The sequence below is a fragment of the Pararhodobacter zhoushanensis genome (genome assembly GCF_025949695.1).
Taxonomy (GTDB): Bacteria; Pseudomonadota; Alphaproteobacteria; order Rhodobacterales; family Rhodobacteraceae; genus Pararhodobacter; species Pararhodobacter zhoushanensis_A.
In genome coordinates this window covers 126,456-144,517 of record NZ_JAPDFL010000002.1, presented here as the reverse complement: position 1 = coordinate 144,517, position 18,062 = coordinate 126,456, and the positions used below count along the sequence as shown (strand labels likewise).

Annotated in this window: 19 protein-coding genes; 2 read left to right on the top strand and 17 right to left on the bottom strand. The window is 65.3% G+C overall.

Annotation, left to right across the window (positions count from 1 at the left end; genetic code table 11):
• Window positions 1–53 precede the first annotated feature (53 nt).
• Window positions 54–773, bottom strand: coding sequence for a FadR/GntR family transcriptional regulator (locus tag OKW52_RS22785; RefSeq protein ID WP_264507887.1), 720 nt, complete (start codon window positions 771–773; stop codon window positions 54–56).
• Window positions 774–893: 120 nt separating this feature from the next.
• On the opposite strand from OKW52_RS22785, the gene OKW52_RS22780 reads away from it, so the two are divergent.
• Window positions 894–2,306 carry a hypothetical protein gene (locus OKW52_RS22780; RefSeq protein ID WP_264507886.1) on the top strand — a complete coding sequence of 471 codons (1,413 nt, stop codon included), beginning with the start codon at window positions 894–896 and terminating at the stop codon, window positions 2,304–2,306.
• Between the two features lie 63 nt (window positions 2,307–2,369).
• On the opposite strand, the gene OKW52_RS22775 is transcribed toward OKW52_RS22780, so the two are convergent.
• The 4 genes from OKW52_RS22775 to OKW52_RS22760 all read right to left on the bottom strand — a co-directional run bounded on the left by OKW52_RS22775 (window position 2,370) and on the right by OKW52_RS22760 (window position 6,182).
• Entirely contained in the window at window positions 2,370–3,479 is a 1,110-nt protein-coding gene (locus OKW52_RS22775) for a C4-dicarboxylate TRAP transporter substrate-binding protein (RefSeq protein ID WP_264507885.1), read from the bottom strand.
• Between the two features lie 37 nt (window positions 3,480–3,516).
• A complete protein-coding gene (locus OKW52_RS22770; protein WP_264507884.1) occupies window positions 3,517–4,824 on the bottom strand; it encodes a TRAP transporter large permease in 1,308 nt (435 codons plus the stop codon).
• The gene (locus OKW52_RS22765; RefSeq protein WP_264507883.1) at window positions 4,817–5,356 is read right to left on the bottom strand and encodes a TRAP transporter small permease; all 540 of its coding nucleotides are present in this window, start codon (window positions 5,354–5,356) and stop codon (window positions 4,817–4,819) included. Before OKW52_RS22765 ends, OKW52_RS22770 begins: the two co-directional genes overlap by 8 nt.
• A gap of 100 nt (window positions 5,357–5,456) precedes the next feature.
• The gene (locus tag OKW52_RS22760) at window positions 5,457–6,182 is read right to left on the bottom strand and encodes a FadR/GntR family transcriptional regulator (RefSeq protein WP_264507882.1); all 726 of its coding nucleotides are present in this window, start codon (window positions 6,180–6,182) and stop codon (window positions 5,457–5,459) included.
• Between the two features lie 124 nt (window positions 6,183–6,306).
• Here OKW52_RS22760 and OKW52_RS22755 point away from each other — a divergent pair, with 124 nt between their 5' ends.
• A complete protein-coding gene (locus OKW52_RS22755; RefSeq protein WP_264507881.1) occupies window positions 6,307–7,842 on the top strand; it encodes an AMP-binding protein in 1,536 nt (511 codons plus the stop codon).
• Window positions 7,843–7,854: 12 nt separating this feature from the next.
• On the opposite strand, the gene OKW52_RS22750 is transcribed toward OKW52_RS22755, so the two are convergent.
• The 12 genes from OKW52_RS22750 to OKW52_RS22695 form a co-directional block, all read right to left on the bottom strand.
• Entirely contained in the window at window positions 7,855–8,661 is an 807-nt protein-coding gene (locus tag OKW52_RS22750; protein WP_264507880.1) for an enoyl-CoA hydratase-related protein, read from the bottom strand.
• On the bottom strand, window positions 8,658–9,518 hold the full coding sequence (locus OKW52_RS22745) for a MaoC family dehydratase (RefSeq protein WP_264507879.1): 861 nt from the start codon (window positions 9,516–9,518) through the stop codon (window positions 8,658–8,660). Before OKW52_RS22745 ends, OKW52_RS22750 begins: the two co-directional genes overlap by 4 nt.
• Window positions 9,515–9,658, bottom strand: a complete 144-nt coding sequence (locus tag OKW52_RS22740; protein WP_406622313.1) for a hypothetical protein — start codon at window positions 9,656–9,658, stop codon at window positions 9,515–9,517. The genes OKW52_RS22745 and OKW52_RS22740 overlap by 4 nt, the downstream gene beginning before the upstream one ends.
• Window positions 9,649–10,518: an acyl-CoA dehydrogenase family protein gene (locus tag OKW52_RS22735; protein WP_264507877.1), complete on the bottom strand. Its 870-nt coding sequence runs from the start codon at window positions 10,516–10,518 to the stop codon at window positions 9,649–9,651. The genes OKW52_RS22740 and OKW52_RS22735 overlap by 10 nt, the downstream gene beginning before the upstream one ends.
• Window positions 10,515–11,678, bottom strand: coding sequence for an acyl-CoA dehydrogenase family protein (locus tag OKW52_RS22730; RefSeq protein WP_264507876.1), 1,164 nt, complete (start codon window positions 11,676–11,678; stop codon window positions 10,515–10,517). The genes OKW52_RS22735 and OKW52_RS22730 overlap by 4 nt, the downstream gene beginning before the upstream one ends.
• A gap of 3 nt (window positions 11,679–11,681) precedes the next feature.
• A complete protein-coding gene (locus OKW52_RS22725; protein ID WP_264507875.1) occupies window positions 11,682–12,587 on the bottom strand; it encodes an SDR family oxidoreductase in 906 nt (301 codons plus the stop codon).
• Between the two features lie 85 nt (window positions 12,588–12,672).
• Window positions 12,673–13,407: a FadR/GntR family transcriptional regulator gene (locus OKW52_RS22720; protein WP_264507874.1), complete on the bottom strand. Its 735-nt coding sequence runs from the start codon at window positions 13,405–13,407 to the stop codon at window positions 12,673–12,675.
• A 20-nt stretch (window positions 13,408–13,427) separates the two neighbouring features.
• Window positions 13,428–14,573, bottom strand: coding sequence for an acetyl-CoA acetyltransferase (locus OKW52_RS22715; RefSeq protein WP_264507873.1), 1,146 nt, complete (start codon window positions 14,571–14,573; stop codon window positions 13,428–13,430).
• Entirely contained in the window at window positions 14,570–14,953 is a 384-nt protein-coding gene (locus OKW52_RS22710; RefSeq protein ID WP_264507872.1) for a Zn-ribbon domain-containing OB-fold protein, read from the bottom strand. Before OKW52_RS22710 ends, OKW52_RS22715 begins: the two co-directional genes overlap by 4 nt.
• A 5-nt stretch (window positions 14,954–14,958) precedes the next feature.
• On the bottom strand, window positions 14,959–16,266 hold the full coding sequence (locus tag OKW52_RS22705; protein WP_264507871.1) for a TRAP transporter large permease: 1,308 nt from the start codon (window positions 16,264–16,266) through the stop codon (window positions 14,959–14,961).
• The gene (locus tag OKW52_RS22700; RefSeq protein WP_264507870.1) at window positions 16,259–16,777 is read right to left on the bottom strand and encodes a TRAP transporter small permease; all 519 of its coding nucleotides are present in this window, start codon (window positions 16,775–16,777) and stop codon (window positions 16,259–16,261) included. The genes OKW52_RS22705 and OKW52_RS22700 overlap by 8 nt, the downstream gene beginning before the upstream one ends.
• A gap of 72 nt (window positions 16,778–16,849) precedes the next feature.
• Window positions 16,850–17,959: a C4-dicarboxylate TRAP transporter substrate-binding protein gene (locus tag OKW52_RS22695; protein WP_264507869.1), complete on the bottom strand. Its 1,110-nt coding sequence runs from the start codon at window positions 17,957–17,959 to the stop codon at window positions 16,850–16,852.
• Between the last annotated feature and the right edge of the window lie 103 nt (window positions 17,960–18,062).

Here is an 18,062-nt window from a genome sequence, read left to right as displayed (position 1 = left end):
CCTCTGAATGGAGAAAGGTTTAATGGACCTACCAATGAGAGTCAACTCTGAAGTCAGGCGCTCCAGAGCCGGTGGTGGACCCGTTCCAGATGCGCCGACAGCTCGGCCTTTGCTGCGTCGAAACGACCGTCGCGCAGATGCTGCAGGAAGTCGCGACGCGACTGCACCAGCTTGGCGCTGTCCATGTCGGCGACGCGGAAGCGCAGGTAGGTCTGGATCATCTCGGTCTGCGCATCGATGGTGAAGACCAGCGCACGGTTGGCGGTCAAGGCCGCAACTTCATGGTAAAAGGCACGGGCCAGAGGGACACGTTTTGCGGACTCGTTCTTGGCAACTACCTCTTCGGTCTCGGCGAGATTGGCGGCGAGCGCGGTCAGGTCGGGCGGGTTGGGCTGCGCGGCGACGCGGTCCAGCACCATGCCCAGCATCAAGAGCCGGGCCTCAAGCAGGTCATCAAGGCTGATCGCGTTGAGAATAACCAGATCGCTGAGCGCCTGACTGATCAGCGACGCGCTGCCTTCCTCGATGAATGCCCCGCCATGCGCGCCTTTGCGGGTCTTGAGCATGCCCGAGTTCTCCAGCGAGCGCAGCGCTTCGCGCACCACGTTGCGGCTGACGTCCAGCTGTTTGGCCAATTCGCGTTCCGGCGGAAGCTTGTCACCGGGACGCAAGGCACCTGAGGCAAGCTTCTCGCGGATGCGCTGCATGACGATCTCGAACGACCGATCGCTGCGCACGGGTTCAAACAGAGCGTTGTCCGCTTCTTTGGTCATGAAAGCCTCTCTCATTGTCGGGCAAACAGTGACACAAAACCCGCCATTATGTTACCCGCAATCATCCTTGCCTGCAGGGGGTCGCAATGGTAGGTCCAAATAAGGAAAGGGGCGCCAAAGATGGATAATTTCCCGCGCAGACGCTCCGCCCCGTCGAGGGCCGCAGCCCTGCACAGGCTTGCCGCAGTGGCGCTTGCCGCGGCGGCGGGTCTGACCCTCGCGGACATGCTCAGTCATCACCACGTCTTTGCCACTGCCGCGGCAATGCTGGTCATCGTGCATGTGGGGCTGTGCTGGCCGCGGATCCGGACCAATGCGCGGATCATGATGGCGGCGGCGCTGGGGCTTGCCTTGATCTTCATCGCCACCGGGGGCAAGGGCGCGGATCTGGCACTGGCGCTGAGCCGGGCGATGTATCTGCCGGCGCTGCTGGCGGTGATGGCGGTGCTGCGGGTCGCCGCGCAACGCTCGGAACAGGTCGAGGTTGCGGCGCAGTTCGTCGTGCAGCAACCGCCTGCGCGGCGTTACACCTTCCTAGCGACGGGCGCGCATCTGCTGGGCATCTTGCTGAACGTCGGGGGGTATCAGCTGCTTCTGGGCATCGCGCTGGGACAGCGCGGCGCGCCCGAGCAATCCGCCCGAGCCGCCGAAATCCGCAACCGCCGCATTGCCTGTGCGATCATGCGCGGCTTCAATGCCACGGTGCTGTGGTCGCCGGTCGGTCTGGCGGTCAACCTGCTGTTGCCGATCATGCCGACGCTGGACTGGTTCGGGTATCTTCCCTACGGGCTGACCATGCTGGTGGTCTTCAGCGGATTGGGCTGGGCAATGGACCGGATGGGTCCGCGCCCTCTTGTCCCATTCGCGCCCCCGGCGCGCGACGGTGCCTGGGCGGCCATTCTGGCGCTTCTGGCGCTGGTGCTGGCGATCACGGGGACGGCGGCGCTGCTTGACTACGTCTTCGCGGTGTCGATGCGAGCGGCGGTGCTGATGGTCATTCCGGTCATGGCCTTGCTGTGGGTCATGCTGACAGAAAAGGGTCCGGTCGGCGCAAAAACCGCCACGCTGGGCCAGCAAACGCTGCGCGCGCTGCCCGATTCCGCCAATGAAATCGGGCTGTTGGCAGCCAGCGGGTTTCTGGGGCTGATCGTGGCGCAGATGATCCCGCCCGATGCCGTGCGCGGGCTGGTGCAGGCATTGTCGATGGGGCCGGGTGTGGTCGGGGCGCTGATCACCGTGATGATCCTGGGGCTTGGGATGCTGGGCCTGTCGCCGATGATCACCGGCTCGGCCTTTGTCGGAGCGGTGGTCGGGGCGGGGCTGCCGATGCCCGAACCGATGCTGATGGTTGCCACGCTGGGCGGCTGGGTGGGGGCAGCGATGCTGTCGCCGATGACCTCGACGGTTGCCATGCTGGCCACGGCGACGGGTCTTCCCAGTTCGGTGGTGGGTCTGCGGTGGAACGGCGTCTTTGCCCTCACCTTTCAGGCGATGGTCATCGTCACCTTGCTGGTCTGGCAGATGCTGCTGTAACCCGCGCCCGTGCGAAAGGCCGACCCTTGAAGGGCCGGCCTTTGCCGTGTCATCAAGGGGTCGTCAGAACGAGACCTTGCTGTAGATTTCTTCCCACAGAACTTCGGCTAGAGCGTCGGTGTCGCCTTGGATACGGTCACGGGCCAGGTCTTGCCAGTGCTCCAGATTGCGCAGATAGGCAGCGGCAATCGCATCAGGATCGGTGGCACCGCGGTCGCGGGCGGCGTCCATGATGGCGGGCAGGCCTTCGGCGTTGATGCGGTCCAGTTCGGCGCGGATCTCGGGCACCGAGTCGTTGAAGGCGACCGTGCCCTCGTACTGGGCGCGCACATCGGCGTCATCGGCGATATAGCCGTCGATGGTGGCGCGGGCGACGATGCCCGGCATCTGGCGCAGCATGAGCTGCTTTTGCTCATCGCTCATCGCGTTCCACGAATCGGTGTTCCAGGTCACCAGACCCAGACCGCCCAGCACACCCAGCGGTTCGCCCAGCACCGAGCCGATCACCTCGCCCAGCGAATACTGGCGCAGCCATGCAATCGGGCCGACGACACAGTCCAGTTGCCCGCGCTCGAGCGCCTCGTACATATCGCCCGCGCCCATATTCACCGGCGTACCGCCCAGCGATTGCGCGATGCGCGACATGGCACCCGAGCCACCGCGCATCCGCAGGCCCTCGATGTCAGCAAGGCTGGCGACATTGGTGCGGCACAGCAGGCGATAGGGTGTCGGCACGTGACCGCCCAGATACACCAGATTGTTGTCGGCGAACTCTTGAACGCACTGCGGGCAGTCCATCAGCATCGTCTGCAAAGACGCCCCGGCCACGGCAATCGGGTCCGAGCCATAGGGCATCATGTCCGAAATCACCACCGAGTTGGGCAGATCCGACGGCGCATAGACGGGGATCACAAAGCCCAGATCGGCAATGCCGTCGCGCACCCCGGCGAGCATGTCCTGCCCGCCCAGCAACTGACCACCGGCGAACATGGTGATCTGGACCTCGCCGCCTGTTTCTGCCGCGATGGTGTCAAAAGCGGGTTGCAGCGCCAGCACGTTGTTGGCGGCCTGCGGCGGCACAAAGGTTGCGTAGTTATACTCGTCCGCCAGGACTGGTCCCGTGGCCAGGGCGAGCAGTGCCAGCGCCGAACTGGCGCGCAGTGTAAGGGTCATGTCCGTGTCCTCCTCCTCAGGTTGGTTAGATCCGGGCTCAGCGCATCAAGCCCGGCAGAAACAGCGCGATCTGCGGAAAGACCACCAGCAGCACCACGACCAGCAATTCGCACACAAGGAACCAGCCGATGCCGCGGAAAATCTGGGTGAGGGCGACCTTGTCGCCGACCACGGTCTTGATCGTGTAGACCGACAGCCCGACAGGAGGGGTAATCAGCCCGATCTCGACAAATTTGATGGTCAGGATGCCGAACCAGATCAGATCAAAGCCGCTTTGCTCGATGATCGGCAGCATGACCGGCAGGGCGATCAGCATCAGGCCGATGGGGTCCAGGAACATGCCCAGAAACAGGAACACCAGCCCGCAGAACAGCACGACCGCGTAGCCTTCAAGCCCGCCTGCGCCGAAAAGATCGACGATGAAGGTCGGCACGCCCGACAGCGCGATGAAGCGTGACAGCAACACGGCGCCGATGGAGACGAAGAAGATCACAGCGGTGCCGGTGATCGTATCCATGATGCTTTCGCGCATCACGGTCCAGGTCAGGCGGCGATAGAGCGCGGCGATGACGATGGAGAGGAACGCACCCAGCGCCCCGGCCTCGGTCGCGGTGACATAGCCGCCGTAAAGCCCGCCGATCACGCCCAGAATGAGCAGGGGCATCGGCCAGACTTTGGCCAGCGACCCGAACCGCTCGCGCCAGGTGGGGTTCAGGTCAACGGGCGGGGCAAGGTCAGGATTGAGAACGCAGCGGATCCAGATCATCGCGGCATAGATCCCGGCGGTCAGCAGGCCGGGCAGGATCCCCGCGATCATCAACTGGCCAATCGAAGCCTCGGCAAAGGTGCCATACAGGATCATCAGGATCGACGGCGGGATCAGAGAGCCCAATGTGCCGGCCGCCGCGACCACCCCGGTCGCCAGACCCGGATCGTAGCGATAGCGCAGCATCTCGGGCACCGCGATGCGGCCCATGGCCGACGCGGTGGCAACAGACGAGCCCGACGCGGCGGCAAAGCCCGCGCAGGCGAAATTCGACGCAATCGCCAACCCGCCGGGCAAACGGCAGAGCCACAGGCGCGCGGCAGTATAGAGCGAACTGACAAGGCCCGAGTGATAGGCCACCGACCCCATCAGCAGGAACATCGGGATCGCTGAAAGCGACCAGTGGGCGACGAACTGATAGGGGATGGTGCGCAGCGAACCCAGCGCCGGACGCTCGCCCAGCAGTGCCCAGATGCCCGCCAGCGACACGCTGATCAGCGCAAAGGCAATCGGCACGCGCAGCGCCAGCAGAACAAGAATGGCGGCGAGGCCAAAGCCCCCGATTGCGACATCAGACATCAAGGGATTTCCGTGCATGGGTAGGGGGTTCGATGCCGGTGATCAGCGAACGGACAAGATCACAGGCCTGCATCACGCAGATCAGGCAGGTGGTCGCCATTGAGAGCGGCACCAGCCAGCGCGTCGGCCAGACGGCGATGGTGCCGGTGCCCGCCTCGACCATGGCGTGACGGCTGGTCTGGCGCAGGGCTTCCTCGACCGATACCCAGACAAACACCACCAACAGCGCGGCGCAGGCAAGCAACACCACGATGTCGATCATCTTTTGCACACGAGGCGAGATGGCGACGGTGAACAGCTCGACCTTGATATGGTGGCCATGGGCCTGCGCGACCGGGATCGCCAGAAATACCAGTGCCACCATGTACCAGAAGGACACGATTTCCAGCGTCCCCGAGAACGGGACGTGGACTTCGCGCAGGATCACGTCGAGCACGACGTGGACCAGCATGGCCATAAGGGCCAGACCGGCGATCACCAGATCGACAGTGATCAGCGCGTCAATCGCCTTTCGGACGCCTTGGCGTACCATTCGCTCGCTCCTCCCGCTGGCATCGGACTGACGAATGAATGGCCTAACCATTTAAGCAATGCAAGGTAAACCTTCCTTGCACAGTCATCTTTGCCCGCGATTACGCGGGCGCGACGGGCTGGCGTGACAGCATATAGGCGTGCAAACGCTCCATATGGGACGACATTTCCGCCACCGCCGCCGCAACATCACGCGCCCGGATGTGGTTGACGACCTTGGTGCGCGACTCGGCCACATCCCAGGTCCGGTCGACCCCGATCTGGCGGATGTAGTAAGCCAGAGGCTCGGTCACCGCCGACATCAGCAGCTCCATCGCCTTGTTCTTCGTGGCCCGGGCGAGCAGGGCGTAGAATTCGACCGTCAGCGCCGTGCGGTCCTCGATCTGCGCCTCGGTGGTCTTTTCGCGCGTGGCGGCGATGTTGGCCTCGAGGGCGGCGAAATCCTCAGGCGTGGCGCGTTCGCAGGCCAGCCGGATGATCTCCTTTTGCAGCGAGGTACGGGCCTCGGTGTAGTCGGCCAGCGACAGCCCTCCCAGCGACAACAGGTCGGTGATCGTCTGCGTGATCGGCTTGGCATCGCCACGCATCACCACCGCGCCGCCCTTGACGCCCTTGAGCAGCGACAGCACGCCGCCGATTTCCAGCGTGCGGAACGCCTCGCGCACGGTGGCGCGGCTGACCTGCAACTGCTCGGCCAGATCGCGCTCTGAGGGCAGCTTGTCACCCGCAGCGATTCGGCCGGCCTGAATCTCGGATCGGATCTGGTCGCAGACCTCCTCAAAAGCGCGTTTCGTTTTGACGGGTCGGAAACCCAAACCGGAATTCATACTGCTCTCCTTATGACGTTGCCCAATTATCGGCTCAATCATACCAGTGTGGCAAGGGTCAGTTGACTTATTGGTTCTACCATTTATAGATTAGCCCAAACCAATACCGAGGGGGAGGCACAGCGTGTCAGCACAACCGGCAGAGCGCCTTGCAGCGATCATTACGCCCGATACAACGCTGGATCAGGCCGAGTTGCAGCGCCGCGCCAGCTCGGCTGCGACGGGATTCGGCGCGATGGGTCTGGCCGAGGGGGCGACGGTTGCCATCCTGATGCGCAACGACACGCCGTTCATTGAGGCCTCGATCGCCGCGCAAAAGATCGGGGCGTTTTCAGTGCCGATCAACTGGCACTCGACCGCGCCCGAGATCCTGTATGTGCTGGAAGACTGCAAACCGGATCTGCTGGTCGCGCAGGCTGACCTGCTCAGGACGCCGGGTCTGGTGCTGCCCAAAGGCCTGCGCGTTGTGGTCTCCGCCACGCCCAACGCGACCGCCGCCGCCTTTCGCTTGCCGCCTGAGGCCTGCGCCGTGCCCGCGGGGGTGCTGGACTGGGAAGCTCTCATCGCCGCCCATCCGCCGCGGTCCGCTCCTGACGCCGCAACGCGCGGGGCGATCATCTATACATCGGGCACCACGGGCCGTCCCAAGGGCGTCAAGCGCGTGCCGATGGATGCCGCGCTGCTGGCCCGCAACATCCGCTGCTTTGTTGACACCTACGGGCTTGCCCCCGATGTCCGTACCCTGATGGTCACGCCGCTCTATCACGCCTCGCCGGGCGGCTTTGCGCGGTATGCCGCGACCAAGGGCGAGCTGCTGGTGCTGGCCCCGCGCTTTGATCCTGAGGAATTTCTGGCGCTGATCGAAAAGCACCGCATCAACACGATCACCGCTGTGCCGACCATGTTCATCAAGCTGCTGAAACTGCCGCCCGAAGTGCGCGCGCGCTATGATCTGTCCTCGCTGCGCTGGGTCAGTCACACAGCGTCGGCCTGTCCGGTGGACGTGAAAAAGGCGATGATCGACTGGTGGGGACCGATCCTGCACGAGGTTTACGGCGGCACCGAGGTTGGCATCGCCATGCATTGCAGTTCCGAGGAATGGCTGGCGCATCCGGGCACCGTGGGCCGGATTGTCGACGGGGCCGAGGTGCGCATTCTGGGCGAGGATGACACGATCCTGCCGGAAGGCGAGACCGGCGAGATCTATGTGCGCAACCCGAACTACGCCGATTTCACCTATATCAACCATCCCGATGCGCGGGACGAGTCCGAGAAAGACGGGTTCATCAGTCTGGGCGATGTGGGCTGGCTGGACGCGGACGGGTTCCTCTATCTGGGCGACCGCAAGCGCGACATGATCATCTACGGCGGCAGCAATATCTATCCGGCCGAGATTGAGTCCATTCTGGTGCAACACCCCGGCGTTGCGGATTGCGCGATTGTCGGTCTGCCCGACCCGGAATTCGGCGAGATTGTCGCGGCTTGGGTGCAGGCCGCTGAGGGTGCGCACCCCAGCGAAGCGGACCTGACAGCGTTCATGGCCGCCTCGCTGGCGCGCTACAAGCTGCCGCGCCGGTTCACGTTTGTGGACACGCTGCCGCGTGAGGAAAGCGGCAAGCTAATGAAGCGCAAACTGCGCGAGGCGGTGGTCCCGGGCTGACGCCCGGGGTCTTCACGGTTTGGGAAACACCGGCGGGCGGCGTTCGGACATCGCCGCCATTGCCTCGCGGAAATCGGCGCTTTGCAGGCTCGCGGCCAGTTCGCGATCCCCGCGCGCGAGGATCTCTGCGGGCGGGTCAAAGCGCAGACCCTGCAGCTGGCGTTTGATCACGGCAGCCGAGCGGGGCGAAACCTTGGCGGCGATCTCGGCGGCATAGTCCTGCACGGCGGCCCGAAAGGCGTCATCGCGGAAAACGCTGGTGACCAGCCCGATCCTCAGCGCCTCGGCGGCCCCCATCTTGCGCCCCGACAGCAACAATTCCGCCGCGCGCCCGTGGCCGACGATCCCCGCCAGCGCCCAGTCGATACCCTTTTCCGCGATCAGCCCCATCCGCGCGAACGAGGCGATGAACGCCCCGCTTTCACTGGCCAGCCGGATGTCGCTGTAGAGCGCCAGTGCATAGCCGATGCCGACGGCGGGGCCATTGATCGCGGCGATCACCGGCTTGGGCAGCGCGGCGGGCATGGCGAATTTGCCTTTGAACTCAGGCCGCGCCTCGGGCCAGGGGTTGGCCTCTGCCTCGGTGAGTGTCGCCGCACCACTGCGCAACTGTCTGAGGAACTCGGCATCCGCCCCCGCACAAAACGCAGCCCCCGCGCCGGTCAGCACGACCACCCGCACCTCGGGGTTGTGGGTGGCGTCGGTCAGGGCGGCGCGCAGTGCCGTCTCCATCTCGCCGGTCCAGGCATTCCGGCGCTCGGGGCGGTTGAGCGTCACGGTGAGCACGCCGTCCTTGAGATCGCGCAGAACGGTGCTCATGCCATCCCCTCCAGCCCGATGCACCCGCCCGAGAGCACGGTCACGCCGCGCTCGGCGACGGCGGTTTCAAAGAGCACCTGACCCCCTTCGCGCCAGATCGACACTTCCAGCGTTTCGCCGGGAAAGACCGGGCGGCTCATCTTGGCAGAGAGGCTGCGAAGCCGCGTGGCGTCGCCGTCGCACAGGGTGTCGATCAAGGCGCGGGCCGTGTGGCCCAGCGTGCAGAGCCCGTGCAGGATCGGACGATCAAAGCCCAGCCTTGCGGCCATTGCCGGGTCGGCGTGCAGCGGGTTCAGGTCGCCGTTGAGCCGGTAAAGCAGCGCGGCTTGGGGCAGGGTGGGGATGGTGGCGCGAAGGTCGGCGTCGCGCCCGGGGTGAGAGACAGGCGCGGTGGCGGCACGGGTTTTCGACCCGCCAAACCCGCCGTCACCCATGCACATATAGGTCGAGACGACCTTGGCCACCGGCGCACCATCGGCCGTTTCGATCCGGCGCGTGACCTCGACCACCGCACCCTTGTCTGGCCCCCGGTCCACCAGATCACTCACCGCATTCAGCGCGACCAGATCGGTGTCCAGCGGCACCGGGGCCAGCACCTCAAGCGCCTGTGCGCCGTGCAGCACCTTGCGGGCATCAAGGCCTGCATCGCCGAACCACATGCCGGGCGAGCCGAGCACAACCGGCATTGTGGGGTAAGGGACCAGTCCGTTTTCATACACATGCCGCAACTGGCGCGCGTCGGTCGGCGCACTGCCCAGACCCAGACTCAGCCCGAACACGATGGCGTCGCGCGCGGTTACGCGGAAAGGGATCGGGGCGAACTTCCAGCCCAGCAGGCCTCGTTCGGTGATGGTCATGGGCGGTGCTCCTGTTCGATACGCGCAGCCAGCGCGCGGGTAAGGCGGCCACGCGGCGCGGTTTCGCCGCCGAGGGCCGAGGCAAGGTGCAGCATGCGCTTGAACACCCCGCCGATTTCCATGTCAGCCGTCATGCCCATGCCGCCGTGCAGCTGGACCGCCGCTTCACCGACACGGCGCAGCGCGCGGGTGATCTGCGCCAGCGCGCTGTCGCGCAGGGCTGGGGGGTGTCATGCGCCGTCAGGATTGCGGCGGCGCTGCGGGTCAGTTCCAGCTCGACCAGCATGTCGGCAAGGCGGTGTTGCAGCGCCTGAAACTGCGCAAGGGGCTGGCCGAATTGCTGCCGCTCGGACAGATAGCGCGCGGTCAGCCCCAGCGCGTGCTGCATCGCGCCACAGCCTTCGGTGGCAAGGCAGGCGCGGCGTTCCGCGCGGGCCAGAGCGACGGCCTGATGCGCGGCGTCGCCGCTGAGCAGAACCGTGCCGGACTGCGGACGCGGGCGGTCGGCCATGCGCCGCCCGTCCATGCTGAGCCAGACCGCGCCGGGGGCCGTGCTGGCGGGGCACAGCGCCAGCTCTGCGCGTTCGGCATCGTAGATCAGCAGGTCGGTGATCTCGTTGCCCCCCGGAACGGGCAGCGACGGGTCGTCGATCAACACACAAAGGCGGTGGCCCTCGGCCAGACCGCCAAGAAAGTCGGCATCCGCCGCGGCACGCGCTGCCAGCGGCGCCGCGATCAGCGCGCTTTCCACGATAGGCTCGCGCACACTAGCCGCCCCCAGTTCAGCCACCAAGGGCAAGCAGCTGGACAGGCCCAGATCCAGCCCGCCGCAGGCTTCCGGCAGCCGCAGCGCGCTCCAGCCAGACGCCGCCATTTGCGACCACATCGGCACAGAAAACCCCGTAGCGTCGGCCACATAAGCCTGCGTCAGCCAGCGCGCGCCGGCTTCGGCCAGCGCGTCACCGTCGCTGTCGGGTTGAAAGAGATCGAGCAGGCTCATGCGCCCTCCGCCATGGCAGCGCGGGCGATCAGGCTGCGTTGGATCTCGCTGGACCCGCCGTAAATCGTCGACGCACGGTTATAGAGATATTCCTCGGCGATGCCCTCGGCGGACCCTGTAGCCGCAGCGCCAAAGCGCAGCGCGTCAGGGCCCAGAGCTTCCCGCAGCAACCGGGTCAGTTCTTGCTGAATCTCGGTGCCGCGCAGTTTCAGGATGGATGCGCCCGCGCCAAGCGACTCGCCGCGCGCCTGCGCGGCAAGGAAGCGCAGTTCGGTCAGTTCCAAAGCGGTGAGGGAGATATCCACCTCGGCAATCTCGGCCAGCAGCACAGGGTCCGCGCCCCTTTGCCCAAGGATCGTCCGCAGCCGCGCCAGCTGACGGCGCGAACGGCCAACGCCGGTGATGTCGCTGCGCTCATTGGCCAGCAGGAAGCGGGCATAATCCCAGCCTTTGCCCTCTTGCCCGACGAGGTTCTCGGCGGGGACGGACACGTCGGTCAGGAACACCTCGTTCAGGCTGTGGCTGCCGTCGATGCCGATGATCGGGCGCAGCTCGATCCCGGGCGTGTCCATGTCGATCAGCAGCATCGAGATGCCCTGCTGGCGTCGCGCCTCGGTCGTGGTGCGCACCAGCGCGAACATGCGGTTCGCGTGCTGGGCCTTGGTGGTCCAGATCTTCTGCCCGTTGACGATATAGCGATCGCCGGTGCGCTCGGCGCGGGTCTTGATCGCGGCAAGGTCCGAGCCTGCGCCGGGTTCGGAAAAGCCCTGACACCACCAATCGTCTGCCTGCAGGATGCGCGGCAAGTAGCGGGCTTTCTGCGCGTCCGAGCCGAAGGTATAGAGCACCGGGCCGATCATCTTGGTGCCAAAGGCGGGCACCTTGGGGGCCGCACCCAGCCCGCATTCCAGCGTGAAAAGATAGACGCGCACCGCGTCCCAGCCCGTGCCGCCCTGCTCGACCGGCCATGTGGGCGCGGCCCACCCGCGCGCGTAGAGCGCCTTTTGCCACAAGATCACCTCGTCGCGCGTCGCATGGCGGCCAAGGTCGGCGTTGCGGCGCGCCGAGGCGGGCAGCGTGTCGTGGATGAAAGCGCGGACCTCGGCGCGAAAGGCGCGCTCATCAGGGCCGAGCAGGGCGTCGATCGGATCGTGGCTCATGGTTCAGATGGCGTCCCAGTGGAAGACATCCATGGTGGTTTCCGGCCCGGTCAGATCGCGCTTGACCGAGGGCATGAACACGTCGCGGATGCTGTCTTGCGTCCATCCTTCCGAACGGTGCAGCGATCGGACGGGGCGCGGCTGGCTCATGACGAAGATCTCGTTGCCGCGCACGGCAAAGACCTGACCGTTTACAGCGGCGGCGTCATCGCTGGCCAGAAACACGCTCATCGGCACCAGCTTTTCCGCCGTCATGTGCTTGCGCTTTTCGGCAAAACCGGCGGGGTCGTTGGTGGGAACCGAGGTGACCATCCGGGTCAACGCAAACGGCGCGATGCAGTTCGAGCGCACACCGAACCGCGCAAGGTCGATGGAGATCGAGCGCGACAGCCCGGCGATCCCGGCCTTGGCGGCGGCATAATTCGCCTGACCCAGATTGCCGATCAGCCCGGCGGTCGAGGTGAAATGCACGTAAGCGCCCGAGCCTTGCTCACGGAACACCGGGGCGGCGGCGCGGCTGACGTTGTAGCTGCCGTAGAGGTGGACCTTGAGCACGCTGTCAAAGGCGTCATAGCTCATCTTGTGGAACAGCCCGTCGCGCACGATGCCCGCGTTGTTTACCACCGCGTCCAGACGCCCGAAACGATCCAGCGCAGTGCGGACCATGCCTTCGGCCTCTTTCGGATCAGCGACCGAATGGCCATCGGCGACAGCCTCGCCACCCATCGCCTCGATCTCGCGCACGACTTCTTCGGCGGGCGAGCTGCCGTCGCCCTGACCTGACAGGTCGGTGCCCAGATCGTTGACCACCACTTTCGCGCCGGCCTCGGCGTACCCCAGTGCCAGTGCGCGACCGATGCCCCGGCCCGCGCCGGTTATGATGGCAACCTTGCCTTCAAGCGGTTTCATAGGTCGTCTCCTTTGCGTTTTAAATTATTCTACCATTTGGGCGCGACACGAAACCCTGCTGGTCCGGCGCCCCCGGCTTTTGGGATCAGGTCGGGGTTTCGACGGCGGGCATCACACCCTCAGGGAACCGGCGCAGGATGGCGGCGTGGACGGTTTCCAGATGCTCGACCATCAGCGCGATCGCGCCCTTGGCATCGCGGGCGCGCAGTTTGACCAAGAGGGCGCGGCGCGAGTCGATGACCGGTTCGGTCGCGCGGATGCCCGCTGCAACGACAAAGCGGCGCACAATCTCGTAGATCGGGGTGATCACCAGCACCAGCACCGGGTTTTGTGTCGCCTCGGCCAGCAGATTGTAGAAATCGGCGGTCAGTTCCAGCAACTCATCATCCCGGCGGGCCTTCAGCGCCGCCTCGGTCGCGTCGATGTTGCGCTCCAGCCGGCGCAGATCGTCGGGTGTGGCGGCCTGCGCTGCGCTCTCAAGGATCACCTTCATGATCCCGATCCGCGCTGCCGTCAGGTTGTCCAGACTGATCTGACCCAAGGACATCATGTCCCGGAATGAGCGCAGCACCGGTGTGTTCGACGGTTCGAGCACAAAGGCCCCGCCATGCACGCCTTTATGCAGCCCGATCAGCCCCGAGCTTTCCAGCCCGCGCAACGCCTCACGGACCGCATTGCGCGAGACGCCGAATTGTACGGCCAGCTCGCGTTCAGGCGGCAGTTTGTCGCCGGGACGCAGCTGACGCGCTTCGATCTGCGCGCGGACCTGCTCGCTGATCACCTCGAACGCGCGCGTTCCCGATATCGGCTTGAACGCCATCAGCTGCCCCCCGTTTGTGTTCACCGCTCCAACCCCAGAATACCCGTTGCCTGACTGGCCAGCGTGCCGCCATTGCCATGGACCAGCGCCAGCGTGCAATCGGAAACCTGACGCTGATTTGCCTCGCCCCGCAACTGTTGTACGGCCTCAACGATGGTGAAAATGCCATACATGCCGGGATGCGTGCATGACAGGCCGCCGCCGTTGGTGTTGACCGGGATGCGGCCGCCGGGGCGGGTGTGACCCTCGGCGAACAGGCGCCCGCCCTGACCCTTGGCGCAAAAGCCCAGATCCTCCATGAACAGGATCGGATTGATGGTGAACGCATCGTAGAGTTCGACAATGTCAATGTCAGCCGGGGTCACGCCGGCCATCTCGAAGGCCAGCGGGCCGGACAGGGCAGCGGGGCTGACAGTGAGGTCGGGCATCTCCATGATGGATTTATGCGTATGCGCTACGCCGAAGCCGCGCACATAGACCGGGGTCTTGGGCAGGCTGCGCGCGCGCTCGGCCGCGACCAGCACCACGGCGCCGCCGCCATCCGTTACCAGACAGCAGTCGCGCACGCTGAGCGGATCGGCGACCATGCGGGCAGACAGCACCTCGTCCACGCTCAGCGGATCGCGCAGGAAGGCATCGGGGTTGAGCTGCGCCCAGTCGCGCATCGATACCGCCACTTCGGCCAGATCGCGGCGGGTGGTGCCGTAGTCATACATGTGCCGGGCGGTGGCCAGCGCATAGGCGGTGATCGGGTTGCGGGGCTTGTAGGGGGCCTCGTACGCCTGCGGCTCGACGGGGCTGTGCAATTTGCCCGAGGCCGTGCGCTGGTTCGAGCCGTAGCAGATCAGCGCCACGTCACACAGGCCGGTCGCAATCGCCATCGTGGCCGATTGCAGATAGGCGACAAAGGCCGAACCGCCGAAATTGGTGGCATCGGTAACGCGCGGCACGATGCCGAGGTATTCGGCCACCGACGGCCCGGCCAGCAGGTTGTTCATGTTGGTGGTGAAAAGGCCATCGACGTCGGACAGCGCAAGCCCTGCCTCGTCCAGCGCGGATTTTACCGCGCGGGCCATGATCTCCATATGCGTCTCGCCGGGCGCTTCGCCCAGCCCGTACAGGCCAACGCCCGCAATCGCGGATTTGCTGCGCAGATCCAGGCTCATGCCGTGCCCTCCTTGCGGAACACCACGCGGGGCGCGTCGTCGATCAGCGCGACCACGGCGTCGCCAATACGCACGTCCTGCGGTGGCGTGTCGATCACGGTCGAGATCATTCGCACGCCTTCGGCCAGTTCGATCATCGCATAAAGGTAATCGCCGCCCTTCTCGGGCTTCTGGCGCACCACGGTGGCCGCATAGACGGTGCCTTGGCCGCTGGTCTGCACCCAGTCCAGCTGGTCGGAACCGCAGTGTTTGCACAGCACGCGCGGGGCGAAAACATGACGCGCGCAGTCGTTACAGCGCTGGATCATGAAGCGGCCGGCGGCGAGGTGATGCTGGTATTGCGCATCGGGGCCATTGGGCAGGGGGGTGGTTTGGGTCATGGTCTTCACATCAGGTTGGGCAGAAAGGTGACGATCTGCGGAAAGGCGATGAGCAGGGTCATCACGACGACTTCGGCAGCCAGAAACAGCGACACGCCGCGAAAGATCGTGCCCAGCGGCACGCGGTCGCCGACGACGCCCTTCATGACAAAGACGTTCAGGCCCAAGGGCGGCGTGAGCATGCCGATTTCCAGATATTTGACGATGATCACGCCGATCCAGATCGGGTCGATATCGGCGGCGTGGAAGATCGGCAGCACCACGGGTAGCGTCAGCAGCAACACGCCCAGCGGATCCAGAAAGCAGCCGAACACCAGATAGACAACCGACGCACCCAGCACGATGACCAGCGGATCGGTGCCCATCTGGTCGATCATCCCGGCCAGTTCATAAGGCAGGCCGGTCAGCGCCAGAAAGCGGGTGAAGAGCAGCGCGCCGGTGGCGATGAACAGGATCGAGGCGGTGGTGGTGACGGTCTCGTGCAGGCTGCTGCGGATGACCGCGCGGGTCAGGCTGCGACGCAGGATGGCGACGCCGAAGGCAAGGATGGCCCCCAGCGCGCCCGCCTCGGTCGGTGACACAAGACCGGTGTAGATCCCGCCGATCACCCCCAGACTGAGCACCGGCAGCGGCCAGGTGCGCAGCAGAATGCGGCGCTTTTCGACGGGGGCGAGGGCCTCAGGCGCAATCGGCGGCGCGGTTTGCGGTCGCACACGGACCAGGATGTTGATCGCAACGGCATAGGCAACGGCGGTCAGAATCCCCGGCAGGATGCCCGCGATCAGCATCTTGCCCGCTGAAACCTCGGCAAAGATCGCGTAGACGATCATCATGATCGACGGCGGGATGATCGCACCCAGCGTGCCCACAGCCGAGGCAACGCCCGTCGCAAGCGCCGGTGAATAGCCCGCCTTGAGCATCTCGGGCACCGCGATCCGGCCCAGTGTGGCGGTGGTGGCCATGCTCGACCCGCAGGCAGCGGCGAAGCCGGCACCGGCGAAGTTGGTGGCGATGGCGATCCCTCCGCGCATCCGGCCAAACGCCATGCGCAGGGCACGGAACAGATCGTGGGTCATCCCCGAATTGCCCGCCAGCGCGCCCATCAGCAGGAACATCGGCACGGCGGTCAGGGTCCAGTGAGCGGTGAACTCGTAGGGCAGGTTCTGCAGGATCGAGGCCGCAGGGCGCGGCCCGCGCACCGCCCAGGTGCCGCCGAACGCCACGGCAGCCAGCGCAAAGCCGATGGGCACGCGCAGCGCCATCAGGACCAGCAGGACACCGACGGCGAGCATTCCGATTGTCGAATTATCCACGGACAGCCTCCCGCAGCGAGAGCGGACGTCCGGCAAGGCCGAGGATGATCTGCAGGCACAGCGTGACAAAGGTCGCGCCATAGCCCAGCACCAGCAGCCAGCGCGCGGGCCAAAGCGGGAAGTCCACAACTGACAGGTCGGTGTATTCGCCGGTCTGCGTCTTGTGGATCGCCGAGATCGCCGAGTGCCAGGTCAGCAGCCCGGTGATCCCTGCGGCAACCAGCAGCGCGCCTATGGTCACGATACGCAGCGCGGGGCCGGGCAGGGCCTGGGTGAAGCTGTCCACGGTCAGATGCCCGCCCTCGACCTGCACAAAGGCCAGCGGCAGGAAGCAGACGGCGATCATGTAGTAATTGGTCACGGTCTCGACCATGCCGACGGTCGGTCGCCCCATCAGGGCCCGCGCCAGCACGTCCACACCGATATGGAGCATCATCAGCACCACGGCGGCTGATCCCAGCAGGAACAGGACTCGCATGAGGTGATAGGTCAGTCGGCTGAGGCCATTCATCGCCAAGCCCTTTATCCGCAGGAAGGGGAGGGCGCCGCCGCAGCGACGGCGCCCGGTTCGGAGCGAGAGGGCTTACCGCGCCGGATAGTCGGCGTAGATCTCGGTCCAGTACGTTTCGCTGATCGCTGCCTCGTCCTCGTCGGTCGGGGTCAACGCGTTCCAGCGCTCGATGTAGGGCAGGAAGCGGTCCACGATGGCTTGGGCATTGGCCACGCCACGCTCGGTGGCGCGTTCGGCCGCGCCCGTGGTGTTCTCGGCGATCCAGCCTGCCAGCGCCTCTTGCGCTGCAGCGTCGACCTGCGTGATCGTGCTGCCATGTTCGGCGGCGGCGGCCAGCGCGGCGACATCCTCTTGCGCATAGGCAATCGCGCCGTGGGCCGAGGCTTCGGCGGTCGCGCGTAGGATGGCCTGCTGCTGTTCGGGGCTGAATTCGGCCCATTTGTCCTGGCTGAAGGTAAACACCGACCCGCCCATCGACGCGCCCGAGTTCAGCTCGATTACATGGTCAGCAATGTCGATGAACGAGTAGGTCACATAGGTGCTGGCCGGACCGGCGTGACAATCGACCTGCCCGCGTTGCAGCGCCTCATAGGATTCGGTCAGGCTGACAGTAACCGGGACGATCTCGCCTACAGCGCCGAACAGGCGCGAATACGGCGGGATGGCGCGGACGCGCAGACCGTTGAAATCGGCAGCTGTGCTGACGTCGCGGGTGCAGAACAGGTAATAGTTGCCAAGGCTGTAGCCGCCGAGGAACTGCTGGTTCCAGCCGTTCAGTTCGGTCAGACACTCGGGGCAATCCTCGATGACGAACTCGTTGAACGCACCGATCCGGGCGGCGTTGCTGACGCCGAGGCCGATCAGTTCGGACAGCATGAACATGACCGGCAGGTCCGAGGCATAGGAAACGGTGACATAGAACGCGCCGTCCACCACGCCGTCGCGGATGCCCGACACCGCCGTGCGCATGTCGACGACACCGCCGCCGGGCACGTAATTGAACGCCACGCTGCCATCGGTCGCCGCCGTGATCGCGTCGATCCAGGGAACGATATAGCCGGTTGAAAACGCCGACGTTGCGGGCGCGAAGCTGCCGTAGAGCACGTCAACCTCAGCCTGCGCCACGCCGGGCAGAGACAGCGAAAGCCCGGCAAGCACCGGTGCAAATGTTCTGAGTTTCATGAGTTCCTCCCTCGGGCATCAAAGCCAGGGACAATCTGTCTAATGGTCCTACCAATGTCAAGAAAGATGTAGAATGATATAAAATATTCTACCTTTTAAGAGG